This window comes from Streptomyces rubrogriseus, assembly GCF_027947575.1.
In the GTDB taxonomy this organism is placed as follows: Bacteria; Actinomycetota; Actinomycetes; order Streptomycetales; family Streptomycetaceae; genus Streptomyces; species Streptomyces rubrogriseus.
In genome coordinates, this window is sequence record NZ_CP116256.1 from 3,744,113 (window position 1) to 3,770,081 (window position 25,969).

The window sequence follows — 25,969 nt, forward strand, 5'->3', positions numbered from 1 at the left end:
ATGGCCATGGACAAGAACACCGCCGCGGAATCGGCGCAGGCGACCACGGGAGCCGTGGGCAGCGACGACTACGCCCTCTCCCGCGTTCCGCGCGACAAACGGCTCGGCTTCTGGACGATGCTGCTGCAGTGGCTCGCCCAGTCCGGCTCCATCTCGCAGTTCACCCTCGGCGCCACCATCGGCGTCGGCATGACCTTCGGCGACGCCTTCCTCGCCTTCACCCTCGGCGCGGTGATCCTGGAAGTCGTGATCTTCGCGATCGGCCTCGCGGGCATGCGCGAGGGGCTGGCGACCCCGCTGCTCACCCGCTGGGCGGGCTTCGGCCGCAACGGCTCCGCGCTGGTCAGCCTGGTCATCTCGGTCAGCCTCGTCGGCTGGTTCGGCGTACAGAACACGATCTTCGGCGACAGCGTGTCCGCGCTCGTCGGCGGCCCGTCCTGGCTGTGGTGCACGGCCGCCGGCGTCGCCATCACCGTGCTGGTCATCTTCGGCTTCAAGTACATGGCCGTCTTCGCGAAGATCGTCACGCCGCTGTTCTTCGCCATGGTCGCCTGGTCGGTCACCGACGCGCTGAGCGACCACTCGTTCTCCGAGCTGATCCACTCCCCGGCGCCCGGCGAGACCATCCCGCTCGCCGTCGCCGCGACCGCCATCGCGGGCGGCTTCATGACCGGCGCGATCGTCTCCCCGGAGATGACCCGCTACAACCGCAAGGGCAGCCACGTCTTCCTGCAGAGCGCCTCGTCGATGATCCTCTCCGAGTACATCGTCGGCCTGACCGGCGTCCTGCTCGGCCACATGGTGGGCAGCGGCCAGGTCTCCCAGATCGTGCTCTCCACCTCCGGCGTCTTCGGCGTGCTGGTCGTCCTGATGTCCACCGCGAAGATCAACGACTGGAACCTGTACGGCTCCTCGCTCGGCGTCGTCAACTTCTTCCAGGTGGTCTTCGGCAAGCGCGTGCACCGCGGCGCGGTCACCATCGTCCTCGGCATCGCGGGCACCCTGCTCTCCGCCGTCGGCATCATGACCCACTTCACCGACTTCCTGTCCGTGCTGGGCGTCGCCATCCCGCCGGTGGGCGGCATCATCGTCGCCGAGTACTGGGTGGTGCGCCGCATGCGGGCACCCCTGGACGCCACCCGCGACGCGGAGACCCTGCCCGCCACGTCACCGACCTGGGTGCCCATGTCCCTGGTCATCTGGGCGGCCGCCTTCTGCGTCGGCAAGTTCTACGACGGCGGCATCCCCGCCCTGAACTCGCTGCTGACCGCCTTCGTCCTCTACTGCGTCCTCGGCCTCGCCGGCTGGATCAGGACGTACGGCACCACGGCCCTGGACGACACCACCGAACCCACCCCGGCCGCCTCCGGCACGGCCACCGTAGGAGCACCGTGAGCACCACCGCACCCGCAACCGTCCCGGCCTCCGAGGAGGCGCAGCGGGAGGTCGTCGACCTGTGCGCGGAGCTGATCCGCTTCGACACCTCCAACCCCACCAGCGACGAGCGGGCCTGCGCCGACTGGGTCGTGGCCCGCCTCGCCGAGGCCGGAATCCCCTCCGAGCTGGTGGAGAGCGCCCCGGGCCGCGCCAACGTCGTCGCCCGCATCCCCGGCGCCGACACCTCCCGCGGCGCCCTGCTGGTCCACGGCCACCTGGACGTCGTACCCGCCGACGCGGCCGAGTGGCGGGTGCCGCCGTTCTCCGGGGAGATCAGGGACGGGTACCTGTGGGGCCGCGGCGCGATCGACATGAAGGACACGGTGGCCGTCATGCTGGCCACCGCCAGGCACTTCGCCCGCACCGGCACCCGGCCCGCCCGCGAGATCGTCCTCGCCTTCCTCGCCGACGAGGAGGCCGGCGGCAGGTTCGGTGCCCACTGGCTGGTGGAGCACCGGCCCGAGCTGTTCGCGGGCGTCACCGAGGCGATCGGCGAGGGCGGCGGCTTCAGCTACGCGCTGGACGACACCCGGCGCCTCTACCCGATCGAGAACGCCCAGCGCGGCATGGCCTGGATGGAGCTGACGGCCGCCGGGCGCGCCGGGCACGGATCCTCCCCGAACGACGAGAACGCGGTCACCGACCTGGCCGAGTCGCTCACCCGCATCGGGCGCCACACCTTCCCCGTCCGGCTGATCGAGCCGGTGCGCGCCCTGCTCTCCGAGGCGGCCCGCCTCCAGGGGGTCGACCTCGACCTCGACGCCGAGGACCTGGACGCCGAACTGGCCAAGCTCGGACACGTGGCCGACTTCATGCAGGTCGTGCTGCGCAACTCGGCCAACCCGACCATGTTCACCGCGGGCTACCAGACCAACGTCATCCCTGGCCGGGCCACCGCCCGCGTCGACGGCCGCTTCCTGCCGGGGCACGAGCAGGAGCTGATCGACACCATCGACGCCCTGCTCCTGCCCTCGGTGTCCCGGGAGTGGGTCAACCACGACATCGCGATGGAGACCTCCTTCGACGGACCTCTCGTCGACGCCATGTGCGCCGCCGTCCGCGCCGAAGACCCCGACGGCCACCCGGTGCCGTACTGCAATCCGGGCGGCACCGACGCCAAGGCCTTCACCAAGCTCGACATCCGCTGCTTCGGCTTCAAGGGGCTCAAGCTGCCCCACGATCTCGACTACGGGCGGCTCTTCCACGGCGTCGACGAGCGGGTGCCGCTGGAGGGCCTGCGGTTCGGGGTGCGGGTGATGACCCGGCTCTGGCAGGACTGCTGACGCGCCACGGCCGACGGGAATGCCCCGGCGGCCGCCGGCGTTGTGCCGCGTGACTGACATGCGCGGGACAGAACGGCAGCCCGCGCCGCGGTCGGAAGGAGCACCATGGCACGCAGCACCGCACGCCCGGTCGTCAGACTGAAGTCGTCCGCCGGGACCGGCGTCACCTACGTCACCCGCAAGAACCGCCTCAACGACCCCGACCGGCTCGTCCTGCGCAAGTACGACCCGGTGGCGGGGGAGCACGTGCCGTTCCGCGAGGAGCGCTGAGCGGCACCGAGAAGTGCCGAGAAGTGAGGAGGCAGTCGTGAAGGTCCGCAACTCCCTGCGCGCCCTCAAGGCCAGGCCCGGCGCCCAGGTGGTGCGCCGCCGGGGCGTGACGTACGTGATCAACAAGAAGGACCCGCGCTTCAAGGCCCGTCAGGGCTGAGCACCCGCGCGCTCGACGGCCCGGCCCCGCGATCCACGGGGCCGGGCCGTGGCGTGTACGCCCGGGCACGCGGCCGGGATCAGTCGTCCACTTCGACGCCGTAGCCCCGGGCGAGGGCGCCCAGGCCGTGGTCGTAGCCCTGGCCGACGGCCCGCAGCCGCCAGCTCTGCCCGCGCCGGTAGATCTCCGCGAGCAGCATCGTGCGTTCCGTGGTGGCGGCGTCCAGCGTGGCCTGCGCCAGGGCCGCCGCACTCGTGCCCGGGCCGGAGACGATGTGCAGGGCGCCCACCTCCCCGAAGGCGGGGGAGCCGTCGATCGCGGCGGCGACGACGACCTTGCGGGCCGAGGGCGGCAGCGTGGCGAGCTCCACGCTCACGGTCTGCTCGGTCGGGCCGTCGCTCAGCAGCCGGACCGTGCCGCCCGGGTTCTCCGGGGCGCCGTAGAAGACGAAGTCCTCGTCGAAGGAGACCTGTCCGTCCTCGTCCAGCACGAACGCGACCACGTCGATCTCGCACGCCGTCTGCTGCGCCCAGGACGCGGTGACCGTCCAGCGGTGCTGCGCTCCGCGCCCCTTCGGCAGGGGCAGGTCGACGACGCCACCGCGCGGCAGCACGTGGGCGGCCGCCCGCCCGCCCGCGGCGCCGGGCGCCTCCGTGACCACCGGTGCCGCCAGCCACGCGGCGTCGTGGGTGGGCAGGAGCAGCGCGGTGATCCGGGGCAGCCGGCGGTCCGTGCGGCCGCCGTCGAGGACGACCACGTCGGTGACGCCGGCGGAGAGGTTGATGGCAGCGGCGCCGCCGAGTTCGACGACGCGGGTGCGGGCGGCGACCGCCTCGGGGTGGGTGCCGCCGAGGACGAGGACCCGCCGCCCGGTCAGCGGCCCGCGCGGCTTCGCGGTGCGCTTCCTGCCGGACTGCGCACCGGCGGCCTCGCCCTGCTCCGGTTCCGGCTCCGGCGCGCGTGGGGTCGGCACGGCCGGCAGCGCGGTGGCGGGCTCCGGGGCCGGTGCCGCTCCCGGAGGCGGTACCGGGGCGGCCGTCCCCTCGTGGGCCGTGCCGGGGCGGACGTCGCCGAGCAGCCGCAGGAAGGCCGACTCGTCGATCACCGGGACGCCCTCGGCGTGTGCCCGGCGTGCCTTGGCCGAGTTCGCGGCCGGCTCGTTGGTGACCAGGGCGCTGGTGTGCCTGCTGACCGAGCCCATCATGTTGAGTCCCGCCGCGACGCCCCGCAGCACCAGGTCCGCCCGGGCGGTCCGGGTCTCCCCGGTGACGGCGACCTTCATGCCCTGCACCAGCGGCCCGCCCGCGGTGAGCCGCCCCGGGTTGCGGAAGGCGCACGGCGTCTTCGGCGGCTTGGGCGCGAACTGCGCGTCCTGCCGCGGCGGGCACGCCACCAGGGGCAGCGGCAGACCGAGTTGGGCCGCCTCCCGCAGCGAGGCGCGCAGCACCCCCGCCAGCACCCGCGTGTCGTCCAGCGCGTCGTGCGCCTTGAGCTGGGGCACGCCGTAGTGCGCGGCGAGCGTGCCGAGCTTCAGGTCGTCGGTCGGCGGGTCGACGCGGCGGTTCAGCGCCAGGGTGCACAGCCGCCTGGCCACGGGCAGCCGGAGCCGCGCCCGGGTGAACTCGTGGGCGAGGAAGTCGTAGTCGAACTGGGCGTTGTGGGCGACCAGCACCCGGCCCTCCAGCAGGGCGCCGATCCGCCCGGCCACCTGCTCGAAGGCAGGCGCCCCGCGCAGCCGCTCGGCGGTCAGCCCGTGCACGTGCACCGGCCCCGGATCACAGCCGGGGTTCAGCAGGGTCGAGAACTCGCCGGTCTGCTCGCCGTCGGCGCCCAGGGTCACCACGGCCACGGACAGCACCCGGTCACGGCGCGGTACGAGACCCGAGGTCTCCACATCGACCAGCGCCCATTCGAAGGCGTAGTCGCGCAGGTCGGACAGATCGGAGGCGGCAGACGCGAGAGACATGGAGGAAGGATGGAGGTATCTCCACATCTCCTTCAACTCGAACGGCCATTGATCCCGTTTTATGGCTTACGCGACCCGTGTCCCCGGACAGGTCGCCGGACACTCCGGGCCTCCTGACACACTGCTGGGCGCGCCACCCGCCCAGGCCCCAGGAGGACTTCGTCATGACCGAGCAGCCGCTGGACCGTGCCGCCCGGATCGAGCACCGGTTCAACGCGCTCTTCGCCGAGTACTTCGACACGCTGGGCACGGCACTGGACGCCCCGGCCTTCAGCCGGTTCACCCCCGACTGCGTCGGACTGCTGCGCGACCTGTCGCTGCGCGGCGGCAAGCGGATGCGGGTCGTGCTGCTGCACGAGGCGGCGCGCCTGGTGACCGCCGAGCCGGTGGACGGGCTGGACGCCGCCGCGCTGAGCATCGAACTGCTGCAGACCCACGGCCTGGTGCACGACGACCTCATCGACGACAGCGCCACCCGCCGGGGCGGCCCCACCACTTATTACGCCTACCGGGAGCGGTTCCCCGGGCATCCGCGGGCGGCCCTCGGCCTCACCGTGCTCGCGGGCGACCTCGCCCTCGCCCTCTCCCTGCGCGTACTCCTGGAGGCCGAGCTGCCCGGCGCGGTGCGTCAGGCCATGGTCGAGGTCCAGACCCGGGCGGCGACCGACACCTTCGTGGGCCAGATCGCCGACCTGGAACGGGACTTCACCGCCGCGGCCCCGGACGCGGAGGTGCTGCACGACGTCGCCGACCACAAGACCGCCCGCTACTCGGTCCTCGCGCCGATGCGCCTGGGCCTCCTGGCGGCGGGTGCCGAACCGGGCGCCCACGACGACGAGCTGCGCCGGTACGCGCGGCTGGTCGGCATCTGCGGGCAGATGCGCGACGACTGGCTGGACCTGTTCGGCGACGAGCGGACCACGGGCAAGCCGACGGGCGGCGACATCCGCGAGGGCAGGCACACGTACACCGTCGTCCGCCTGCTGTCCGCCGTGAGCGGCGCCGAGCGGGACTTCGTCGACAGGGCCCTGGGCGATCCGGCCTGCACGCCGGAGACCATCGCCGAGATCCGTGCGATCGGCGAGCGCGCCGGCGTCGCCGACCGGATGCGTGCCGACATGCGGCAGTACGCCGAACGGGCCCGGCTGGTGGCTCGGGGCTGGCGTCCGCGGTGGCGCGAGGACGCCGTCGCCTTCTTCGAGCTGCTGCCGCGGTGGAGCGTCGAGCGGTCCGCCTGACACCTGTTCCCCACATCGCTCAAAGGGGTATTCGGGATCTTCCGCCCCCCTCGTCCGGTCATGCTCTGACCGGGCGCGCAGTCGACCGGGCGCGTCCGTGACCACGTGACCGACTGGGGCGGAAGCATGACGCATACGAGACGACAGGGGCCGGGCGGGGACGACCGGGCCCTGCTGCTGGTCGCCGGACTCGCCGACCTGGCGGTGAGCACGATCGGCTCGGCCGTGGGCGGGCTGCGCGGGCTCCTGGGCCGCTCGGACACCACCGACCTGGTACGGGAGGCGGAGCAGGACCTCCAGGCCCGGGGCAGGCTGGCCCTGGACCGGTGCGCCCATGTGCCGCCCGCCCACCTGGAGATTCTCGCCCAGCAGGTGGAGGCCCGCCGGGCAGCCGAAGACGGCGATGTCTGACCGCTGGGACCAGACGGGCCTCAAGACCCGCGTCGACCGCGTCCTGCGGAGCTTCCTGGACGAGGAGGCCGCCCACCTGGAGGCGGTCGACGCAGCCCTCGCGCCCGTGGCCGACCAGCTGCGGCAGGCGGCCGGACACGGCAAACGGCTGCGGGCGGCCTTCTGCTACTGGGGCTGGCGGGCGGCCGGACAGCCCGAGAGCGACGCGCTCGTACGGGCGGCGGCCTCCATGGAGCTGGTGCACGCCGCCGCGGTCGTCCACGACGACCTCATCGACGACAGCCGCCTGCGCCACGGCCTGCCCACCGTCCACGTCGCCCTGGAAGCCGTACTCGCCCGGGACGGCCGCCCCGACGCCCGCACGGCGGCGCGCTCCCTGGCCATGCTGGTGGGCGATCAGCTGATGGTTCTCGCCGGCCTCCTGTTCACCACCAGCGGTCTGCCGGCCGCCTATCTCGCCCGCGCCCGCGGCCTGTGGGCCGTGCTCGCCCGCGAACTCGTCGCCGGCGAGTGCCTGGAGATCCTGCACACCGGTGGCCCCCCGGACACCGGGACCTCCCTGAAGGTGGTCCGCTACAAGACCGCCAAGTACACCGTCGAGCACCCCCTGCTCATCGGCGGCCTGCTGGCCGGCGCCGCCCCCGCGCTGAGGGACACCTACCGGGCCTACGCCTTGCCGCTCGGCGAGGCCTTCCAGCTGCGCGACGACCTGCTCGGCCTGTTCGGGGACCCGGAACGCACCGGGAAGGCGAGTCTGGACGACCTGCGCGCCCACCGGCCCACCGCACTGCTGGCCGAGACCTGGAAGGCCGCCGACGGGCCCCAACGGCAGTGGCTGCGCCGCCTGCTGGGCCGCGGCGACCTGGACGCCACCCACCTGCACGACGTGCGCCGGCTCATGCGCGAGCTGAACGCGCCGCAACGGATCGAGCAGATGATCGCCGACCGCGTGGAGCGGGCCACCCGGGCCCTGGACGGCGCCGGGGCACCACCGCACGCGCGCCGGGCCCTGCGCGAACTCGCCCAGCAGGCTACCGACCGCACGCACTGACGAGGAGACCGCGATGCCCCACACCGAGAAGTCGATGGACGCCCTGCGCCGCAGCGGCGACGAACTGGCCGACGCGGTCGTCGCCACCCTGTTCGAGCGCGGCGAGGTCGGCACGTTCAACTCACTGATGCGCTACGTCTCCACCACCGGCCAGGACCTCCCGGACGGCCTCCCCGGCGTCGCCCGGGAGTACCTGCGGGTGACCGGCACCCCGCCCGACTGGGTGGACTGGGCCGAGATGGAGCGGGCCCGCCTGTTCTTCATCGACAACAACGTGCACATCTCCACCGCACTGTCTTTCGCGTCGATGCCCGCCTGCTACCTGGTCCCGCACGTGGCCCGGTTGCTGTCGGCCACCCACGGCCTGAACTATCCCTCCAAACGCATGGCGGAGACCGGCCAGTTCACCGTCTACCTCATGCGGCCCGACGCCTTCGAGTCCGGCGGACGCTTCATCCCGGCCGCCCAGAAGGTACGCCTGCTGCACGCCGCCATCCGCCACCACCTGAAGCGGGAGGACCGCTGGGACACCGACACCCTCGGCGTCCCCATCTGCCAGGAGGACATGATCGGCGGGCAGATGTTCTTCTCCCTGCTCGTCCTGGACAGCCTGCACCGACTCGGCATCCACATGTCCGCCGAGGGCGCGGACGCCTACTACTACGCCTGGCGCGTCGTCGGCGCCATGCTCGGCGTCGACCAGACGGCCGTCCCCGCCACGCTCGACGAGGCACGCCGGTTCCTCGACCTGTACATGCTGCGTCACATGGGCCCCTCCGAGGAGGGCGCCCACCTGACGAGGCAACTGATCGACCTCTACGAGGAAGTCGTCCCCGGCACCCTCTTCGACCCGGTCGTCTCCGCGTTGATCCGCCACCTCGTCGGCGACACGTGCGCCGACTGGCTGGACGTGCCCCGCACCACCTGGGACACCCTGGTCAAGGCCGCCCCGCACCTCCTCGGCGTCCTGGAGACGATCGAGGACCGCTCACCGCTGGGCGCGTGGGCCCTGGACCGGCTCGGCCACCTCACCACGGCCCTCGAACTGTCCTCCCTCACCCGCGGACGCGTCATGCACTACGCCATCCCCGAGCAGCTGAGGAAGGAGTACGGCGTCTCCGGCGCCGCCGCCCGCACCCGCCGCTGGACCCCGCCGCCCCCGACCGTCTCCTGAGCCTCCGCACCTGCCGCACCCGCCGGTCCGCCGGCACCGCCGAATGTCAGTGGGGCCTCGTACGGTGTGATCAGTGGAACCCGCGGAACACGCCGCGGGACCGACCGGGGAGAGGTCTGCCATGTCGAGGACGTACCTGGAGCTGTCGCAGGACGACGGGAGCGCGCACAAGTTCTACGAAGTCACCGTCCAGGGGCAGGTCGTGACGGTGCGCTACGGCCGGATCGGCGCGGCAGGACAGACCCAGACGTCGACCTTCCCCACCGCCCAGAAGGCCGAGGCGGCGGCCGCCAAGAAGATAGGCGAGAAGGTGCGCAAGGGCTACGAGGCCGCCGTGCAGGGACAGCGTGCGCCCCGCGCGGTCACCCGTCGGCAGGTGTCCTCCGCGCCGTCCACCGCCCGCGCGGTCGCACCGGTCCTGTGGCGGTTCCGCACCGGCTCCGCGGCCTTCGGCATCCACATCGACGAGGACCGGTGCTGGGTGGGCAACCAGGCGGGCGACGTCTACACCCTCGCCCACGGCGGCGAGGTCCTCGCCCGCTACCAGCTGCCGGACGGTGTCAAGTGCCTGGTCGCCGACGACTTCTGGATCTACGCCGGCTGCGACGACGGCCGGGTCTACGACCTGTCGTCCAAACTGCCGTTCGCCGCCTACGACATCGCGGCCGACGTGGACATCTTCTGGCTCGACATCCACGAGGGCGTGCTGAACGTCGCGGACCGCGCCGGACGGCTCACCGTGATCGACCACGAGGACGAACACCAGTGGTCCCGCGGCGGACGCGGTGAGCACGCCTGGATGGTGCGCGCCGACGACCGGGCCGTCTACCACGGGCACACCCGCGGCGTGACCGCCCACTCCCCGGACGGAGGCACCGAGTTGTGGCACACGCCCACCCAGGGAGCCGTGCTCTTCGGCTGGCAGGAGGACGACGCGGTCTACGCGGGAACGGCGCGGCACACGGTCCAGCGGCTGTCCAAGACCACCGGTGGCATCGAGGCGACGTACCACTGCGACAGCCCGGTGTACTCGTGCGCCACCTCTCCCGGCGGCCGGTTCGTCTTCGCCGGCGACTCCGCCTCCTCGGTGTACTGCTTCGACCGGGACGGCACCCGGTTGTGGAAGCTGGGCACGGGCGGCGGCTCCGCCCTGTCCATGCAGTACCGCGACGAGCGGCTGTTCCTCGTCACCACCGACGGCTCCCTGGTGTGCGTGGACGCGAGCGAGGCGGCGGTCACGGCGGCGCAGCAGGGCTCGGTGCCCGTCGCCCGGGACGTGAAGCTCGCCGCCACCCTGCCGACGTACGCGCCCGCCACCGCCGCCACCGCCGTCACGACCGTGACCGCGGCGCCCGCGGGCTCCGTCGTGGTCGAATGCGTCCAGGAGCACGGCCGTACCCGGATCCATGTGGTGACGGAAGGGTACGACCGATCGTGGAACGTCCAGTTCCCGAGGGCGATCCGGGAGCCGGGCGCGCGCTACGTGGTCGACGCGCTGCACGCCGCGTCGGGCGGCTTCTACCGGGTGCGCGGTGACATCAGGCGCCTGCGGTGACGGCGCAGGGCCGCCCCGGGCGATCGGGGCTACCCGTCATGAGGCGTCGCTCAGCGCGCGGTTGCGGCGCACCGAGGACCAGAAGGAGGCGCCGATGAGCACGACGCCGACGAGGCCGGTGACGATCTCGTTGATCTCGTACTGGATGGTGACGAGGAGGATCAGCGACAGGGCGCCGATGGCGTAGTGGGCGCCGTGCTCCAGGTAGACGTAGTCGTCGAGGGTGCCCTGGCGCACCAGGTAGACGGTCAGGGACCGGACGTACATGGCGCCGATGCCGAGGCCGAGGGCCATCAGGACGATGTCGTTGGTGATGGCGAAGGCGCCGATGACGCCGTCGAAGGAGAAGGACGCGTCCAGGACCTCCAGGTAGAGGAACATGAAGAACGCCGCCTTGCCCGCCAGCTTGACGGGGGACCCGGGCCGCCCCGCCCGTTCCGCCGTCTCCTCCGCCGCCTGTTCGCGCTCCTCCTCGTCCTCGAGGCGTTGCTCGAAGAAGCCGGAGAGACCGCCCACGACCATGTACGTGATCAGACCGGCGACGCCCGCGAGCAGGACCGTCTCCGCCTTGTCGGCGTGCGTGCCGCCGTGCTGGTGGGCGTGGGCGCCGAAGGTGGTCGCGGAGACGAGCAGCACGATCAGGGCGATGCAGACCGACAGCATGTCGATCCTGCCGAGCTTGGCCAGCGGACGCTCCAGCCAGGCCAGCCACTTGATGTCCCGGTCCTCGAAGATGAAGTCGAGGAAGATCATCAGAAGGAACATGCCACCGAAGGCCGCGATCGACGGATGGGCGTCCGTCACCAGCTCCTGATAGCGGTCCTTGTCGGTCAGCGCCAGGTGCACCGCGCTCCAGGGGCTCAGCCGGGCACTGACCGCCACGATCACCACCGGGAAGACCAGCCGCATCCCGAACACCGCGATCACGATGCCCACGGTGAGGAAGATCCGCTGCCAGAAGGCGTTCATCTTCTTCAGGATCCCGGCGTTGATCACCGCGTTGTCGAAGGACAGCGAGACCTCCAGGACGGACAGGATCGCCACGATACCGAGGGCGGTCCAGCCGTCGTAGAGCACGCCCGCGGCCAGGCCCAGGGCCGTGACGGCGAAAGCCCAGCGGAACGTCTTCACAAGCACCGGCCACTCATTCCTGTCGTCGTGCCGTACGGGGCGGCATCACCTGCCAGTGCCCGCCACGCACGTTGTTTACCACGCTGGAGTCGTTCGTTTCCTTGAGCCGTTCGTGTCCCAGGGAGTAGGTTCGCCGCCATGACGGCATCCCGGAACTCCCGGAAACCGGCCACCGCCGACGAGCTGCGCCGGGCGGGACTGCGGGTGACCGCCGCCCGTGTCGCGCTGCTCGAGACCGTCCGGGCGGGGGACCACCTCGACGCCGAGGCCCTCACGTCCGGGGTGCGCCGACGCGTGGGACACGTCTCCCTCCAGGCCGTGTACGACGCCCTGCACGCCCTCACCGCGGCACGGCTCGTGCGCCGTATCGAACCGCCCGGCAGCCCGGCGCGGTTCGAGGGACGGGTCGGTGACAACCACCACCACGTCCTGTGCCGGTCCTGCGGCGCCCTCGCCGACGTCGACTGCGCCGTCGGCGACGCGCCCTGTCTGACCGCCTCGGACGACCGCGGCTTCGTGATAGACGAGGCCGAGGTCATCTACCGGGGCCTGTGCCCCGACTGCTCCACCCCCGGCAGTTCCCCCGCACCCTGATCCGCCCCGTTCGGAAGGATTCCCCTCCCATGTCCGAGAACCACGACGCCATCGTGACCGACGCGAAGACCGAGGAGACGGACGGCTGCCCGGTCGCCCACGGACGCGCCCCGCACCCCACGCAGGGCGGCGGAAACCGTCAGTGGTGGCCGGAGCGGCTCAACCTGAAGATCCTCGCCAAGAACCCCGCCGTCGCCAACCCGCTGGGTGAGGAGTTCGACTACGCCGAGGCCTTCGCGGCCCTCGACCTCGCGGCCGTGAAAAGGGACATCGCCGAGGTGCTGACCACCTCGCAGGACTGGTGGCCCGCCGACTTCGGCAACTACGGCCCGCTGATGATCCGGATGGCCTGGCACAGCGCGGGCACCTACCGCATCAGCGACGGCCGCGGCGGCGCGGGCGCCGGCCAGCAGCGCTTCGCCCCGCTCAACAGCTGGCCCGACAACGGCAACCTGGACAAGGCCCGCCGCCTGCTGTGGCCGGTCAAGAAGAAGTACGGCCAGAACCTCTCCTGGGCCGACCTGCTGGTCCTCACCGGCAACGTCGCGCTGGAGACGATGGGCTTCGAGACCTTCGGCTTCGCCGGCGGCCGCGCCGACGTCTGGGAGGCCGAGGAGGACGTCTACTGGGGCCCCGAGACCACCTGGCTCGACGACCGGCGCTACACCGGCGACCGCGAGCTGGAGAACCCGCTCGGCGCCGTCCAGATGGGCCTGATCTACGTCAACCCGGAAGGCCCCAACGGCAACCCGGACCCGATCGCCGCCGCCCGCGACATCCGTGAGACCTTCCGCCGCATGGCGATGAACGACGAGGAAACCGTCGCGCTCATCGCCGGCGGACACACCTTCGGCAAGACCCACGGCGCCGGCCCGGCCGACGCCGTCGGCGACGACCCCGAGGCCGCCGCCATGGAGCAGCAGGGCCTCGGCTGGAAGAGCACCCACGGCACGGGCAAGGGCGGCGACGCCATCACCTCCGGCCTGGAGGTCACCTGGACCAGCACGCCCACCCAGTGGGGCAACGGCTTCTTCAAGAACCTCTTCGAGTTCGAGTACGAGCTGGAGCAGAGCCCGGCCGGCGCCAACCAGTGGGTCGCCAAGGAGGCACCGGAGATCATCCCCGACGCGCACGACCCGGCCAGGAAGCACCGCCCCAGGATGCTCACCACCGACCTGTCGCTGCGCCTCGACCCGGTCTACGGGCCGATCTCCCGCCGGTTCTACGAGAACCCGGAGGAATTCGCGGACGCCTTCGCCCGCGCCTGGTTCAAGCTGACCCACCGCGACATGGGCCCGAAGTCCCTGTACCTCGGCCCGGAGGTCCCCGAGGAGACCCTGGTCTGGCAGGACCCGCTGCCCGAGCCCGAGGGCGAGGTCATCGACGCCGAGGACGTCGCCACCCTCAAGACCAAGCTCCTCGAGTCCGGCCTGTCGGTGTCGCAGCTGGTGACCACCGCGTGGGCGTCGGCGTCCACCTTCCGCGGGAGCGACAAGCGCGGCGGCGCCAACGGCGCCCGCATCCGCCTCGAACCGCAGCGCGGCTGGGAGGTCAACGAGCCCGACGAGCTGGCGCAGGTGCTGCGCGTCCTGGAGGGCGTCCAGCGGGAGTTCAACTCCGGTTCCGGCGCCAAGAAGGTCTCCCTGGCCGACCTGATCGTCCTCGGCGGCTCGGCCGCGGTCGAGAAGGCCGCCAAGGAAGCCGGCTTCCCGGTGCAGGTCCCCTTCGCCGCGGGCCGCGTGGACGCGACGGAGGAGCACACCGACGCCGAGTCGTTCGAGGCCCTCGAACCGACCGCCGACGGGTTCCGCAACTACCTGGGCAAGGGAAACCGGCTGCCCGCCGAGTTCCTGCTCCTCGACCGGGCGAACCTGCTCACCCTGAGCGCGCCCGAGATGACCGTCCTGGTCGGCGGCCTGCGCGTGCTGGGCGCGGGACACCAGCAGTCCCAGCTCGGCGTCTTCACCCGCACGCCCGGCTCGCTGACCAACGACTTCTTCGTCAACCTGCTCGACCTGGGCACCACCTGGAAGTCGACCTCCGAGGACCAGACCACCTTCGAGGGCCGCGACGCCGCCACCGGCGAGGTCAAGTGGGCCGGCAGCCGCGCCGACCTGGTCTTCGGCTCCAACGCCGAGCTGCGGGCGCTCGCCGAGGTCTACGCGAGCGACGACGCGGGGGAGAAGTTCGTGCACGACTTCGTCGCCGCCTGGGTGAAGGTCATGAACCTCGACCGCTTCGACCTGGCCTGATCCACCCCGCCCCGCCCGGGACGCCCCGGGCGGGGCGAAATCCGGTGGCCGCACGCGGTGCACGGTGCTGGGATGGTCCGATGCTCAGTGACACGCCGGTGACCGTGGACCGGGGGCGGTACCACGACACCGTCACCCCCTGGGAGGAACCGGCCTGGCGTGCCGAGGCCATCGGCTGGATCGAGGCCCGGCTGGCCGCCCACGGCCTGCGGCCGACGGGGCGGTGGCGGGTGCGGCTGCGGCCGTGGTCCGTCCTGCTGCGGCTGTGCGTCGGGGGAGACGCCGCCGTCTGGTTCAAGGCCGGCCCGCCGGCCGGCGCCTTCGAGGGGGCGCTGACCGCCTCGCTGGCCCGCTGGGTCCCCGGGCACGTACTGGAGCCGCTGGCGGTGGACGCCACCCGGGGCTGGTCGCTGCTGCCCGACGGGGGGCCGCTGTTGCGGGACGTGCTCGCCCGCGAACCGGTAGGACCCGGCGACTGGGAGCAACTCCTGCGCCAGTACGCGGCCATGCAGCACGCCCTCACCTCGCGCGCGAGTGAGATCGAACGCCTGGGCGTGCCCGCCGTGCCCGCCGGTGCGGCGGCCGGCGTCCTGGACCGGCTCGACACCGCGCCGCTGTCCGCCCGGGACCGGGCCGCGCTGCGGGAACTGCGCCCCCGCCTGCTGGACTGGTGCGCGGAACTCACGGCCCTGGGTGTTCCCGACTCCCTCGACCACGCGGATCTGCACGACGGCCAGGTGTTCCGCCCCGCGCCCGGCAGGTTCACCTTCTTCGACTGGGGCGACGCCGTCGTCGCCCAGCCCTTCTCCAGCCTCGCCGTCCCCGCCCGCCGCGCCGCCGAACACTACGGGCCGCAGGTGCTGCCGCGCCTGCGCGACGCCTACCTCGAACCCTGGACCGGCCAGGGCCGTACGCCCGCGCAGCTGCGGCGCGCGGTGAGCCTCGCCTGGCGGCTCAGCGCCCTCAACCGCGCCGCCGCCTACGGCAGGCTCTTCCCCGGCGCGTCCGGCGCCGCGACGGCCGCGGCGGGCGCCCGCTGCCTCCTCGAACTGCTGGACGAACCACCGTTGTAGGGAGGGCTCGTCCGCAGGGCGTCCCCGGCGCTCGGGTGCCGTTGTCAGTGGCGGATGCGAGGCTTCGAGTCATGGATGAGGTGGAGTTCATGCGCGGCAGGGTCTACGGCGCCGACCACGACGACCCCGGGCCGCGCGCCGGACGCGTCTACGCGCATCTGGTGGGCGGCCCCCTGGACGGACTGCTGCTGGACGTCACGGACCTCACGGAACAGGAGCGCGCCCGCGGCGTGACCCTGGCGACGGAGATAGGCCGCTACGGCCCGGGCGGCCGCTCCGCCTACACGCCGAGGCCGGGCGACGTCCGCCGCTTGGACTGGCGGGGCGACGTGCCCTGATCCGGCACCACCCCCGTGCCGGCGGTCAGCGCCGCCAGCAGCCAGTCGTGCGCGGACCCGGGCGTCGGTTCCGGTCGCGCGCCCGGAGCGGTGGTCACTTCGGCCACCAGCTCCCAGTAGCCGTCCAGCCGGGGGTCGGCCGCGAGCTGCCCGGCCAGCCGGCGGCGGAAGCCGGGGGTGTCCCGCACCCCGTACGCGCTCGTGTACGAGGCGACGAACGCGTCCAGGGCCTCACCCGGGTGCGGTTCCCGGCCGCGGCGCAGCTGCACCCCGGCCAGCTCGTACGCCTCCGCGAGCCCCGTGTACAGCAGGGCGGCCCCCCGTGCCCCGGCGGCCCGGTGCGCCTCGGGCTGCGGCTGGACGGTGCCCGGACGGCACGGGGCGAGGGTGAGGGCGTTGAGGCGGGCGAAGGCCAGGACCTGGGCCGGGGCGGGCTCGTCCGGTGGCTGCGGGACCGCCACGTCCAGGAACGCGCCGGCCGAGCGGGCCGGCATCCTCGCCGGAAGCCAGCCCCGCCAGAACCGCACCAGCGGGGCCGTGCTCGGCGGGACGGACACGGCACCGATCAACCGCAGCCGGTCGGCCTGTTCGCCGGGCGGGGCCTCCTGCACCAGCCGCAGCGCGGCCTCGCGCCAGCGCAACGCCCTCAACTCCGAGCCGACCTCACGCAGCCGGCCCGCCACCGCGGCCTCCAGCGCCCCGCCCTCGCCGCCCGCCGTGCCGTGCGCGTGCCGCTCGTCGAGGATCCGGCGCACCTCGGGAACGGCCAGGCCGAGGGCACGCAGCGAACGGATCAGCCGCAGCCGGTCGAGCGCCTCCGGACCGTACCGCCGGTGCCCGCCGGCGCTGCGGGACGCCTCCGGCAGCAGCCCCCGGTCCGAGTAGAAACGGACGGTCTTGACCGTGACACCCGCGCCCTCGGCCAGCTCGCCGATGCCGCACAGACCGTCGTTCGAGGTGAACACTTGAACCTCCCTCAGGGGGAGTTCCTACCGTACCGGCGACAGCGGGCCGGTGATCGGGCCGGGCCGCGCCGTGGACGGAGGAGAGAAGACCATGACCGCGTTCATCCTGGTGTCGGGCATGTTCACCGGCACGCACATCTGGCAGGACACCGCCGCGCGCCTGACCGCCCGGGGCGCCGAGGCACACACGGTCGCTCTCACCGGTCTCGACGGACCGCGCGCGGCCGCCGCGCCCGGCGTGGACCTGGAGACCCACATCGCGGACGTGCTCGCGGTGATCGACTCGGTGGGCGCGGCCGGGGACCGGCGGATCGTGCTGGTCGGCCACGACTACGGAATCCACCCGGCGGTCGGCGCCGCCGACCGGCGTGCGGAGCGCGTCGACCGGATCGTCCACCTGGACTCGGGTCTGCCGCGGGACGGCGTCCCCGCCCTGGCCGCCGTGCCCGACCAGTCCCTGCGCGAGCGCCTCGCCGGGGCCGACGGGGCCGACGGGCAGCTGCCGCCCCGGCGCACGAGGAGTGGCCGCGCTGGGGCAGCACCGCGGGCGTACCGGACGCGGCCCTGGACCGGCTCACCGCCCTCGCCGCGCCGCAGCCGCTGGGGACCCTGCTCCAGCCGCTGCGGCTGACCGGCGCCGTCGACCCGGTGCCCACCACCGGCGTGCTGTGCACCGGCAACGGCACGAGCATCGAGCTGGTCCAGATGCTGGTGCGCCTCGGAGATCCCGCGCTGCGCCCCCTGACCGACCCCCGGGTGAGCTTCTTCGAACTCCCCACCGGGCACTGGCCCATGCTGTCCATGCCCGCCGAGCTGACGGACGTACTGCTGCGGGCCGCGGCGGGCGAGGGACACCGGCTGGAGCCGGTCGACGACACCGCGGGGCCCGGCCACCTGCGGCCGTTCCTGATGGACGTGCCCGACGTCCCGAGGGAGCGGCACGGGAACGTCGACCTCTACCTGCCCGACGCCGAGGAACCGCGGCCCGCCGTGGTGCTCGTGCACGGCGGGCCGGTCCCCGCCGACGCCCGGCCCACCCCGCGGGACTGGCCCGGGCTGACGGGGTACGCGCGCTGCGTGGCGGGGGACGGAGCCGTGGGCGTGCTCCTCGACCACCGCCTGCACGACCTCGGCGACTTCGAGCGTGCCGCCGCGGACGTGGCCGCCGCCGTCGAGGCGGTGCGGGCCGATCCACGGGTGGACGGGGACCGGGTCGCGCTGTGGTTCTTCTCCGGCGGCGGCCTGATCGCCGCCGACTGGCTGGACGCCCCGCCGACCTGGCTGCGCTGCCTGGCGGCCACCTACCCCGTCCTGGCGCCGCTGCCGAACTGGGGACTGTCCGAATCCCGCTTCCGACCGGTGCGCGCCGTGGCGAACGCCGGTGCCCTGCCCGTCGTCCTCACCCGGGTGGGACGGGAGATGCCCGAGATCGCCGCCACCGTGGAGGAGTTCCTGGCCGCGGCCAAGGACTGCGGGGCCGACGTGGAGGTGGTCGACGTGCCGCACGGCCACCACGGTTTCGAGACCATCGACTTGACCGACGAGTCGCGCACGGCGGTGCGGCACGCGCTGCGCACGGTGCTGGACCACGTCTTCGGCGGGCACGCACGATGACGGTGGGCGGCGCCCCACCAATCCGGCCTCCGTCCGGTGTCGGATTACCCGCGTGAGCGACCACGACAAGACACCACGGAATCCGTCGGCGAGGACCTGGACCCGCCTCGGGCTGGGCGCACTGAGCGGTCTTCTGGCCGGCGGCGCCGCCCTCGCCGTCGCCGAGTTGGCGGCTGCGGCGGTACGTCCCCGGTCCGGCCCGGTCGTCGCGGTCGGCGGGGCCGCCGTCGACCGTACGCCGACCGCCGTGAAGGACTGGGCGATCCGCACCTTCGGCACCAACGACAAGCTGGTGCTCCAGCTCGGCATCCTCGCCGTGCTGACCCTGTTCGCCCTGGCCCTCGGCGCGTTCGCCGTCCGCCACCGGCGCGCCGGCGCCGCGGGAGTCCTCGTCTTCGGCGTCGTCGGCGCCGCGGCGGCCCTGGGCAGGCCCGACTCCGCCGGTGTCACGGACGCCTTCCCCTCCGTCCTCGGGGCGATAGCGGGAGCGGTGCTCCTGTACCTCCTCGTGGGCCTCCTGCCGGCACCACGCAGAGAGGCGCCGGGGGAGCGGGGCGAGGGCTGGGACCGGCGCCGCTTCGTGATCGCGGCGACCGCCGTCGCGGCGGCCTCGGCCGGGGCTGGCGTCCTGGGCCGGGCCCTGAGCGGCGCGAGCGGGCGGGAGGCGGTCGCCTCCCGCGAGAACATCACCCTCCCGCCGCCCGACTCGGGTGCTCCGGCGGTGCCCCGGCGCGCGCGGGCCAGGGTGGAGGGGGTCAGTCCTTTCACGACTCCCAACAGCGACTTCTACCGGGTCGACACCGCCCTGGTGGTCCCCAAGGTGGACGCCACGGCCTGGCGGCTGCGCATCCACGGCGAGGGGGTGACCCGGGAGAAGACGCTGACCTTCGACGACCTGCTGAGGCGGGAGCTGATCGAGCGGGACATCACCCTCACTTGCGTGTCCAACGAGGTCGGCGGCCCGTACGTCGGCAACGCCCGTTGGATCGGTGTCCGGCTCGCCGACCTGTTGGAGGAGTGCGGCGTCCGGCCGCCGTCGGCGGGCGGTCCGGCGGATCAGCTCGTGGCCCGCTCCGTGGACGGCATGACCATCGGCAGCCCCGTCGAGGACGTCATGGACGGCCGCGACGCGATGCTCGCCGTCGGCATGAACGGCGAACCCCTGCCCTTCGACCACGGCTTCCCCGTCCGCATGGTCGTGCCCGGCCTCTACGGCTACGTGTCGGCCTGCAAGTGGATCGAGGACATCGAACTGACCACGTTCGACTCCTACGAGGCCTACTGGGTCAAGCGCGGCTGGGCCCGCGAGGCGCCGATCAAGACCCAGTCCCGGATCGACACGCCGAAGCCGTTCGCCCGGCCGAAGGCGGGCACGGTGATGGTCGCCGGTGTGGCCTGGGCCCAGCACCGCGGCATCGACAAGGTCGAGATCCGCGTCGACGACGGCCCCTGGGAGGAGGCCGTCCTGGCCGCCGAGGACTCGCGCGACACCTGGCGACAGTGGTCGTACGCCTGGCGGGCCACCAAGGGCGGTCACACCCTCACCGTGCGGGCCACCGACCGGACCGGCGAGGTGCAGACGGACAGGCGCACCCGCACCGTGCCCGACGGCGCCAGTGGGCGGCACTCGGTGGTGGTGACGGTGGACTGACGTCACACCGGACGGCAAGCGTTTTCTGTCCGTTGCCTTGACGTGTACGCGCCGTAGTGAGTTTCATGGGGCAGATGTGGGAGCGCTCCCACGCGTTCGCCGTTCCCCGGTTCCCCCTATCCGCACCACTCAGCCCTGGAGTCGCCGTGCGCCCAGCGAGACGCGATACACCGAGAACCCTCCCGGCCCGCCTGCTGACCGGACTGGCCGCGCTGATCGGGCTGGTCGTCGTCGGCGCCCTCTGTCCGGGCGCGGCCCTGGCCCAGTCGCCCGCGGCGCGGTCCGCCGCGGCCCCGTCGCCCGGCGCGCAGGCGGCGGGACTGCACATCAGTGACGGGCGGCTGCTGGAGGGCAACGGCAACGACTTCGTCATGCGCGGGGTCAACCACGCCCACACCTGGTACCCCGGCGAGACGCAGTCGCTGGCGGACGTCAAGGCGCTGGGCGCGAACAGCGTCCGCGTCGTCCTCTCCGACGGGCACCGCTGGAGCGAGAACGGCCCGGCGGACGTCGCCGCCGTCATCGAGCAGTGCAAGGCCAACCGGCTCATCTGCGTACTGGAGGTGCACGACACCACCGGCTACGGCGAGGACGCCGCGGCCGGCACGCTCGACCACGCGGCCGACTACTGGATCGGCCTCAAGGACGTCCTGGCCGGCCAGGAGGACTACGTCATCGTCAACATCGGCAACGAGCCCTGGGGCAACACCGACCCGGCCGGCTGGACCGAGCCGACGACGGCGGCCGTCAAGAAGCTGCGCGCCGCCGGGCTCCAGCACACGATCATGGTGGACGCCCCCAACTGGGGCCAGGACTGGCAGGGCGTCATGCGGGCCAACGCGCGGTCCGTCTACGACGCCGACCCCACCGGCAACCTGATCTTCTCCATCCACATGTACAGCGTCTTCGACACCGCCCAGGAGATCACCGACTACCTGAACGCGTTCGTCGACGCGGAACTGCCCATCCTCATCGGCGAGTTCGGCGGCCCCGCCGACCAGTACGGCGACCCGGACGAGGACACCATGATGGCCACCGCCGAGCAGCTCGGCCTCGGCTACCTCGCCTGGTCGTGGAGCGGCAACACCGACCCGGTCCTCGACCTGGCGCTCGACTTCGACCCGAGCAGGCTCAGCGGCTGGGGCGAACGCATCTTCCACGGCGTCAACGGCATCGCACAGACCTCCGAGGAGGCCACCGTCTACGGCGGCGGCGCCCCGGACGACACCGAGGCCCCCACGGCACCCGGCACCCCGAGCGCCACCGCGGTCACCGACACCTCCGTAACGCTCGGCTGGGCCGCCGCCACCGACGACACCGCGGTCACCGGATACGACGTCGTCCTGGTCGGCGACGGCGCCGGGACCACGGTCGCCTCCTCGACCACCACCACCGCCACCGTGACCGGACTCACCGCCGCCACCACCTACACCTTCGCCGTCCACGCCCGCGACGCGGCGGGCAACCGGTCCGCCCGCTCGGCGACGGTGGAGGTCACCACCGACGAGGGCGGCGGCACCCCCGACGGCACCTGCTCCGTCGGCTACCGCGTCGTGGGCGAGTGGCCCGGCGGCTTCCAGGGCGAGATCGCCGTCCGCAACACCGGGAGCGCCGCCGTCGGCCCCTGGACGCTCGCGTTCGCCTTCGCGGACGGGCAGAGCATCACCAACATGTGGGGAGGCACCGCCACCCAGAACGCGGGCGCGGTCAGCGTCGCCCCGGCCTCCTACACCGCCACCATCCCGGCCGGCGGCACGGTCACCCTCGGCTTCACGGCGCGCAAGGGCGACACCAACACCGCCCCGGCCGCGTTCACTCTCGACGGGGCCTCCTGCGTCACCACCTGACCGAGGGCGAGGGCAGGGCGCGGGTGAGGAACGTCACCACGACACCTCACGGACGTCGGCCCGGCTCTGCGGCTGTGTCGTCGCGGTGATCTCCGAGCGGTGGCGGCTCGCCGCGAACGTCACCTCCAGCGTCTGCGGCGCGCTCTGCTCCGTACTCACCGTGAAGCCCTGGTTCGGCACCGCCGAGATCAGGCACACCCCGCCGTCGCCGAACCGCACGGTCGCCTTGCCGCCCTCGGACGGCACCGTGTACACGCCCGCGCCGCCCTCCTCGCACCCCGGGGCACCCCCGCCCCCGGGAGACCGCGGGGAAGTGGTGCGGGCGCTCGGCGTCGGCGTGGGGGTCGGCGTCGGCTCGGGCGGCTCCTCGCTGGTGCGGGACGGCGTCGGGCTGGGCGCCCGGCTGGTGGGCGAGGGGCTGGGCGTGGCCGTCACGGTCCTGGAGACGGTCGGCCGGGGCGGGGCCGGGAGCTCCTCGGGTGCCGTCTGCGCGACCGGTGCGGTCGGCCGGGTCGATCCCACCACGAAGTGGATGGTGATGATGACGGCCGTCACACTGGCCGCCGTGCAGGACAGCCAGATGATCAGGTAGCGCAGGAGGCGGGACACGACACCATAGTGACGGACCGGCTAACGTGCCTGCCCATGGCCTCCGTACTTGTCGTCGAGGACGACCCTGTGATCCGGGCCGCGCTGATCGAGGTCCTCACCGGACACGGCTACGCGGTCAAGACCGCACACCAGGGTTTCGAGGCGCTGCGCGACATCACCCAGAGCCCGCCGGACATCGTCGTGCTCGACCTCGGGCTGCCCGACCTCGACGGACTCGACGTGCTCAGGATGATCCGGGGGATATCCCGCGGCCCGGTGCTGGTCGCCACCGCCCGCGACGACGAGACCGAGATCATCCGGCTGCTCAACGCGGGCGCCGACGACTACATGGTCAAGCCCTTCTCCGGCGGCCAGCTCGCGGCCCGGCTCGCCGCCGTGCTGCGCCGCTCCGCGCCCGCCGACCTCCCCGCCGCACGGCCGCCCGTCCTCCGGGTCGCCGACCTCCGCATCGACCCCACCGCGCGCACCGCCCACCTCGGCGGGCAGGAACTGGCCCTCACCCGGCGCGAGTTCGACCTGCTCGCCTACCTGGCCGCCAACGCCGACCAGGTCATCTCGAGGCAGCGCATCCTCACCGAGGTGTGGCAGCAGCCGTACGTCGAGGACCAGACGGTGGATGTCCACCTCTCCGCACTTCGCCGCAAAATGGGTGAGAAGGCGCGAAAGCCGCGCTACCTCCACACCGTGCGAGGGATCGGCATCAAGCTGGTCAGCGCGCCATGAGACGCGCCCTCGCCGGGATCGCCCTGGCCGTCACCTCCATGGTGGCGCTGTCGTTCCTCATCCCGCTCGCCCTCCTCGTGCGCGAACAGGCCCGTGACCGGGTCACCACCGCCGCCGAACAGCGCGCCGCGGCCCTCTCGCCGGTCCTCGCCCTCACCACCCGCCGCGCCGACGTCCAGCAGGCCGTCGCGGAACTCGGCTCCGCCGACCAACTGGTCGTCCGGCTGCCCGACGGCGGCTTCGTCGGCACCCCGCACGCGTCCGAGGAGGCCCTCGACCGGGCCGTACGGGGGCGGGAGACGCTCGCGGTGGACACCGCGGACGGCTGGGCCTACCTGCAGCCCGTCGTCCTGCGGGGCGACCGGGTCGCGGTCGTCGAGGCCTACGTGCCCGCCGCCGACCTCACGCGGGGGGTCACGGCCTCCTGGGGTGTGATGGCACTGCTCGCCGTGGGCCTGGTGGGCGGCTCGGTGCTGGTCGCCGACCGGCTGGGCGCCCGGGTGGTGCGCTCCTCCCGGGGCCTCAAGCGCGCCTCGCTCGCCCTCGGCTCCGGCGATCTCGGGGTCCGGGTGGAACCGGACGGCCCGCCCGAGCTCCAGGAGGCCGGAGCGGCGTTCAACACCATGGCCGACCGGGTCGTCGACCTGCTCGCCGTCGAGCGCGAGCTGGTCGCCGACCTCTCGCACCGGCTGCGCACCCCGCTGACCGCCCTGTACCTGGAGGCCGACCGGATGGGCACGACACCGAGCGCCCGGCGGGTCACGGAAGCCGCCGGGCAGCTCGAACGCGAGCTGGACTCGATCATCGCGGCGGCGCGCACACCCCTGGCGGCGGCACAGCTCGCCGGGACCGGGGCGGGCACGGCGAAACCGTGCGACGTCGCCGAGGTGGTCGCCATGCGCCTGGACTTCTGGTCGGTCCTCGCCGCCCAGCAGGACCGGCCGTTCGAGCGCTCCCTCACTCCGCGTCCGGCCCCCGTGGCCTTCCCCGAGGACGACCTCGCCGCCGTCGTCGACGCCCTGATCGGCAACGTCTTCCGGCACACCCCGCAGGGCACCCGCTTCGTCGTGCGCGTGGAACGCCGGGACCGGCACGTGCGCCTCACGGTCGACGACGCCGGGCCGGGCGTCGCGGACCCCGAGGCGGCCCTCACCCGCGGCGTCAGCGTGGGCGGTTCCACGGGGCTCGGCCTGGACATCGTGGCCCGGGCGGCCCGTACGGCGGACGGCGAACTGACGATCACCCGCGCGCCGCTGGGCGGCGCGCGGGTGACGGTGTCGTTCGCGCTGGCGGACGCGCGGGCGGCCGGGGGGCGGTGACCGGTGACGTCCCGGCGGCGGTGACCGGTGACGCGCCGGCCGCGGCGACCGGCGTCAGCGACCGGTACCGAAGTCCTGCGTCCACCAGGGGCCGCCGTCGCCGAAGTGGACGCCGACGCCCAGCTCCTTGAAGGAGCAGTTGAGTATGTTCTCGCGGTGGCCGGGGCTGTTCATCCAGGCCTCCATCACCGAGGCGGCGTCCGCCTGGCCCTGGGCTATGTTCTCGCCCAGCGCCGACCACTGGTAACCGGCGGCCTCGACCCGGCTCGCCATCGTGGAGCCGTCGGGACCGGTGTGGGACATCACACCGCTGCTCGCCATGACGTCGCTGTAGTCGTCGGCGGCCCGGGTCAGCCTGCTGTTCGCGGTGACCGGGGAGCAGCCCGCCGCGGACCGCTCCTCGTTGACCAGGGCGAGGACCTGTGCCTCGGCACCGCCCGTCGAGCCGGAACCCGAGCCGGAACCCGAACCCGAGCCGGAACCCGCGCCGCCGGACGACCCCGAACCGCTGCCTGACCCGCTGCCACCGGACCGGTCGACGCCGCTCCTCGCGGTGGCCCTGACGGGAGCCTTGGAAGCCGGCGGGGAAGCCTTGGGGGCACTGGTCGCCGGGCTCGCCGTCTTCGCCGGCGTCCTCTTCGGCTCGGCACTCGGGCTCGGCGAGCCGCCGGCCGTGGCGCTCGGACTCGCCGACGCGGAGGCGAGCGGTGCCGCACCGCCTGCCGCTTCCTCGGCGTTCGACGCCTGGTCGGCGGCGTTCGCGGTGACCCGGTCGGAGGCCCCGCCGTCGTCGCCGTCGCCGACGGCCAGGGTGATGCCGACGCCCGCGGTCAAGGTGACGGCACCGAGTGCCAGCGCGGTACCGCGGTTCCTGAGTCCGCCGCGCGGGCGGGCGTGGGAGCGGGACGGGCGAGCGGCTCGGCGGGAACCCATACGCAGGACACCTCGGCTTGTCGGTCGGCTGGCGGAGCCCCCGTACCCGGTGGACGCGACCGCGCCCACCGGGACTGTGGGGGGTGTGCGAGAGCCTAGGACGCCGGCGGCGTGGAAACGCCCGTTCGAAGGTCATCTTCAGAAAGCCTTAAAGGAGCCGCCAAAGTCCGTTGAGGATGCCCGGCGCCCCGTTTCGCCCCGTCCGGTCCCTTACGCGCCCGCCGCCCGCCACCCTCGGTCGGTCCCGGGGCGCTTCAAGGTGAAGGTGGGACACGGGTGCTCGCAGGAGCCCGTCCCGTGCTCCCGATGCTCCGCCGTCCCCCCGTCCCCGGCGCTTACCGTGCCGCACGGCCGGACAGCCTGTCGGCGTGC

General features: G+C 73.2%; 23 protein-coding genes and 1 pseudogene. 19 read left to right on the forward strand and 5 right to left on the reverse strand.

Annotation, left to right across the window (positions count from 1 at the left end):
- The 4 genes from Sru02f_RS17190 to ykgO all read left to right on the forward strand — a co-directional run bounded on the left by Sru02f_RS17190 (position 1) and on the right by ykgO (position 3,150).
- A complete protein-coding gene (locus Sru02f_RS17190; protein WP_109031450.1) occupies positions 1-1,395 on the forward strand; it encodes a cytosine permease in 1,395 nt (464 codons plus the stop codon).
- Entirely contained in the window at positions 1,392-2,720 is a 1,329-nt protein-coding gene (locus tag Sru02f_RS17195) for a M20/M25/M40 family metallo-hydrolase (protein WP_109030895.1), read from the forward strand. Before Sru02f_RS17190 ends, Sru02f_RS17195 begins: the two co-directional genes overlap by 4 nt.
- A 105-nt stretch (positions 2,721-2,825) precedes the next feature.
- Entirely contained in the window at positions 2,826-2,990 is a 165-nt protein-coding gene (gene rpmG / locus Sru02f_RS17200) for a 50S ribosomal protein L33 (protein WP_007389579.1), read from the forward strand.
- Between the two features lie 37 nt (positions 2,991-3,027).
- On the forward strand, positions 3,028-3,150 hold the full coding sequence (ykgO, locus tag Sru02f_RS17205) for a type B 50S ribosomal protein L36 (RefSeq protein WP_003978293.1): 123 nt from the start codon (positions 3,028-3,030) through the stop codon (positions 3,148-3,150).
- Positions 3,151-3,229: 79 nt separating this feature from the next.
- Here ykgO and Sru02f_RS17210 read toward each other — a convergent pair whose 3' ends face one another.
- A complete protein-coding gene (locus Sru02f_RS17210; RefSeq protein ID WP_109030896.1) occupies positions 3,230-5,116 on the reverse strand; it encodes a TerD family protein in 1,887 nt (628 codons plus the stop codon).
- Between the two features lie 164 nt (positions 5,117-5,280).
- Between Sru02f_RS17210 and Sru02f_RS17215 the strand changes: the two genes are divergently transcribed.
- The 5 genes from Sru02f_RS17215 to Sru02f_RS17235 all read left to right on the forward strand — a co-directional run bounded on the left by Sru02f_RS17215 (position 5,281) and on the right by Sru02f_RS17235 (position 10,545).
- A complete protein-coding gene (locus Sru02f_RS17215; protein ID WP_109030897.1) occupies positions 5,281-6,354 on the forward strand; it encodes a polyprenyl synthetase family protein in 1,074 nt (357 codons plus the stop codon).
- A 126-nt stretch (positions 6,355-6,480) separates the two neighbouring features.
- Entirely contained in the window at positions 6,481-6,765 is a 285-nt protein-coding gene (locus tag Sru02f_RS17220; RefSeq protein WP_109030898.1) for a polyprenyl synthetase, read from the forward strand.
- A complete protein-coding gene (locus Sru02f_RS17225; RefSeq protein ID WP_109030899.1) occupies positions 6,758-7,816 on the forward strand; it encodes a polyprenyl synthetase family protein in 1,059 nt (352 codons plus the stop codon). Before Sru02f_RS17220 ends, Sru02f_RS17225 begins: the two co-directional genes overlap by 8 nt.
- Before the next feature lie 13 nt (positions 7,817-7,829).
- Entirely contained in the window at positions 7,830-8,990 is a 1,161-nt protein-coding gene (locus Sru02f_RS17230) for an oxygenase MpaB family protein (RefSeq protein WP_109030900.1), read from the forward strand.
- A 121-nt stretch (positions 8,991-9,111) separates the two neighbouring features.
- Positions 9,112-10,545 (forward strand): WGR domain-containing protein, encoded by a 1,434-nt coding sequence (locus Sru02f_RS17235; RefSeq protein WP_109030901.1) that lies wholly within the window; start codon positions 9,112-9,114, stop codon positions 10,543-10,545.
- A gap of 36 nt (positions 10,546-10,581) precedes the next feature.
- On the opposite strand, the gene Sru02f_RS17240 is transcribed toward Sru02f_RS17235, so the two are convergent.
- Positions 10,582-11,682 carry a DUF475 domain-containing protein gene (locus tag Sru02f_RS17240; RefSeq protein ID WP_109030902.1) on the reverse strand — a complete coding sequence of 367 codons (1,101 nt, stop codon included), beginning with the start codon at positions 11,680-11,682 and terminating at the stop codon, positions 10,582-10,584.
- Between the two features lie 132 nt (positions 11,683-11,814).
- Here Sru02f_RS17240 and Sru02f_RS17245 point away from each other — a divergent pair, with 132 nt between their 5' ends.
- The 4 genes from Sru02f_RS17245 (at position 11,815) to Sru02f_RS17260 (ending at position 15,933) form a co-directional block, all read left to right on the forward strand.
- On the forward strand, positions 11,815-12,270 hold the full coding sequence (locus Sru02f_RS17245) for a Fur family transcriptional regulator (protein ID WP_003978301.1): 456 nt from the start codon (positions 11,815-11,817) through the stop codon (positions 12,268-12,270).
- Positions 12,271-12,299: 29 nt separating this feature from the next.
- The gene (gene katG / locus Sru02f_RS17250) at positions 12,300-14,522 is read left to right on the forward strand and encodes a catalase/peroxidase HPI (RefSeq protein ID WP_109030903.1); all 2,223 of its coding nucleotides are present in this window, start codon (positions 12,300-12,302) and stop codon (positions 14,520-14,522) included.
- 80 nt (positions 14,523-14,602) lie between these two features.
- Positions 14,603-15,595: an aminoglycoside phosphotransferase family protein gene (locus Sru02f_RS17255; protein ID WP_109030904.1), complete on the forward strand. Its 993-nt coding sequence runs from the start codon at positions 14,603-14,605 to the stop codon at positions 15,593-15,595.
- Positions 15,596-15,666: 71 nt separating this feature from the next.
- On the forward strand, positions 15,667-15,933 hold the full coding sequence (locus tag Sru02f_RS17260; RefSeq protein ID WP_109030905.1) for a hypothetical protein: 267 nt from the start codon (positions 15,667-15,669) through the stop codon (positions 15,931-15,933).
- On the opposite strand, the gene Sru02f_RS17265 is transcribed toward Sru02f_RS17260, so the two are convergent.
- Positions 15,876-16,898 carry a MerR family transcriptional regulator gene (locus tag Sru02f_RS17265; protein ID WP_109030906.1) on the reverse strand — a complete coding sequence of 341 codons (1,023 nt, stop codon included), beginning with the start codon at positions 16,896-16,898 and terminating at the stop codon, positions 15,876-15,878. The two genes, Sru02f_RS17260 and Sru02f_RS17265, sit on opposite strands and share 58 nt — an antisense overlap.
- A 91-nt stretch (positions 16,899-16,989) precedes the next feature.
- On the opposite strand from Sru02f_RS17265, the pseudogene Sru02f_RS17270 reads away from it, so the two are divergent.
- The 3 genes and pseudogenes from Sru02f_RS17270 to Sru02f_RS17280 all read left to right on the forward strand — a co-directional run bounded on the left by Sru02f_RS17270 (position 16,990) and on the right by Sru02f_RS17280 (position 22,010).
- Positions 16,990-18,512: pseudogene (locus tag Sru02f_RS17270) on the forward strand (alpha/beta hydrolase).
- A gap of 52 nt (positions 18,513-18,564) precedes the next feature.
- Complete coding sequence (locus Sru02f_RS17275; protein ID WP_109030907.1) at positions 18,565-20,163, forward strand: sulfite oxidase; 1,599 nt, start codon at positions 18,565-18,567, stop codon at positions 20,161-20,163.
- A gap of 146 nt (positions 20,164-20,309) precedes the next feature.
- Positions 20,310-22,010, forward strand: coding sequence for a cellulase family glycosylhydrolase (locus Sru02f_RS17280; protein ID WP_109030908.1), 1,701 nt, complete (start codon positions 20,310-20,312; stop codon positions 22,008-22,010).
- A 33-nt stretch (positions 22,011-22,043) separates the two neighbouring features.
- On the opposite strand, the gene Sru02f_RS17285 is transcribed toward Sru02f_RS17280, so the two are convergent.
- Positions 22,044-22,265, reverse strand: coding sequence for a hypothetical protein (locus Sru02f_RS17285; protein WP_109031453.1), 222 nt, complete (start codon positions 22,263-22,265; stop codon positions 22,044-22,046).
- Between the two features lie 58 nt (positions 22,266-22,323).
- On the opposite strand from Sru02f_RS17285, the gene Sru02f_RS17290 reads away from it, so the two are divergent.
- Genes Sru02f_RS17290 through Sru02f_RS17300 form a run of 3 tightly spaced genes read left to right on the forward strand, consistent with a single transcriptional unit; the run spans position 22,324 to position 24,664 of the window.
- Entirely contained in the window at positions 22,324-22,602 is a 279-nt protein-coding gene (locus Sru02f_RS17290; protein ID WP_239106513.1) for a hypothetical protein, read from the forward strand.
- A gap of 53 nt (positions 22,603-22,655) precedes the next feature.
- Positions 22,656-23,345, forward strand: coding sequence for a response regulator transcription factor (locus tag Sru02f_RS17295; protein ID WP_167469395.1), 690 nt, complete (start codon positions 22,656-22,658; stop codon positions 23,343-23,345).
- Positions 23,342-24,664, forward strand: coding sequence for a sensor histidine kinase (locus Sru02f_RS17300; protein WP_109030910.1), 1,323 nt, complete (start codon positions 23,342-23,344; stop codon positions 24,662-24,664). The genes Sru02f_RS17295 and Sru02f_RS17300 overlap by 4 nt, the downstream gene beginning before the upstream one ends.
- 54 nt (positions 24,665-24,718) lie before the next feature.
- On the opposite strand, the gene Sru02f_RS17305 is transcribed toward Sru02f_RS17300, so the two are convergent.
- Positions 24,719-25,597, reverse strand: coding sequence for a CAP domain-containing protein (locus Sru02f_RS17305; protein ID WP_109030911.1), 879 nt, complete (start codon positions 25,595-25,597; stop codon positions 24,719-24,721).
- Positions 25,598-25,969 lie beyond the last annotated feature (372 nt).

Bases quoted from the DNA above. Each gene is read 5' to 3' on its own strand.
- Sru02f_RS17190 (WP_109031450.1), top strand. From the start codon at position 1: ATGGCCATGGACAAGAACACCGCCGCGGAATCGGCGCAGGCGACCACG.
- rpmG (WP_007389579.1), top strand. From the start codon at position 2,826: ATGGCACGCAGCACCGCACGCCCGGTCGTCAGACTGAAGTCGTCCGCC.
- Sru02f_RS17210 (WP_109030896.1), bottom strand. From the start codon at position 5,116: ATGTCTCTCGCGTCTGCCGCCTCCGATCTGTCCGACCTGCGCGACTAC.
- Sru02f_RS17215 (WP_109030897.1), top strand. From the start codon at position 5,281: ATGACCGAGCAGCCGCTGGACCGTGCCGCCCGGATCGAGCACCGGTTC.
- Sru02f_RS17220 (WP_109030898.1), top strand. From the start codon at position 6,481: ATGACGCATACGAGACGACAGGGGCCGGGCGGGGACGACCGGGCCCTG.
- Sru02f_RS17225 (WP_109030899.1), top strand. From the start codon at position 6,758: ATGTCTGACCGCTGGGACCAGACGGGCCTCAAGACCCGCGTCGACCGC.
- Sru02f_RS17230 (WP_109030900.1), top strand. From the start codon at position 7,830: ATGCCCCACACCGAGAAGTCGATGGACGCCCTGCGCCGCAGCGGCGAC.
- Sru02f_RS17235 (WP_109030901.1), top strand. From the start codon at position 9,112: ATGTCGAGGACGTACCTGGAGCTGTCGCAGGACGACGGGAGCGCGCAC.
- Sru02f_RS17245 (WP_003978301.1), top strand. From the start codon at position 11,815: ATGACGGCATCCCGGAACTCCCGGAAACCGGCCACCGCCGACGAGCTG.
- katG (WP_109030903.1), top strand. From the start codon at position 12,300: ATGTCCGAGAACCACGACGCCATCGTGACCGACGCGAAGACCGAGGAG.
- Sru02f_RS17255 (WP_109030904.1), top strand. From the start codon at position 14,603: ATGCTCAGTGACACGCCGGTGACCGTGGACCGGGGGCGGTACCACGAC.
- Sru02f_RS17260 (WP_109030905.1), top strand. From the start codon at position 15,667: ATGGATGAGGTGGAGTTCATGCGCGGCAGGGTCTACGGCGCCGACCAC.
- Sru02f_RS17295 (WP_167469395.1), top strand. From the start codon at position 22,656: ATGGCCTCCGTACTTGTCGTCGAGGACGACCCTGTGATCCGGGCCGCG.
- Sru02f_RS17300 (WP_109030910.1), top strand. From the start codon at position 23,342: ATGAGACGCGCCCTCGCCGGGATCGCCCTGGCCGTCACCTCCATGGTG.
- Sru02f_RS17305 (WP_109030911.1), bottom strand. From the start codon at position 25,597: ATGGGTTCCCGCCGAGCCGCTCGCCCGTCCCGCTCCCACGCCCGCCCG.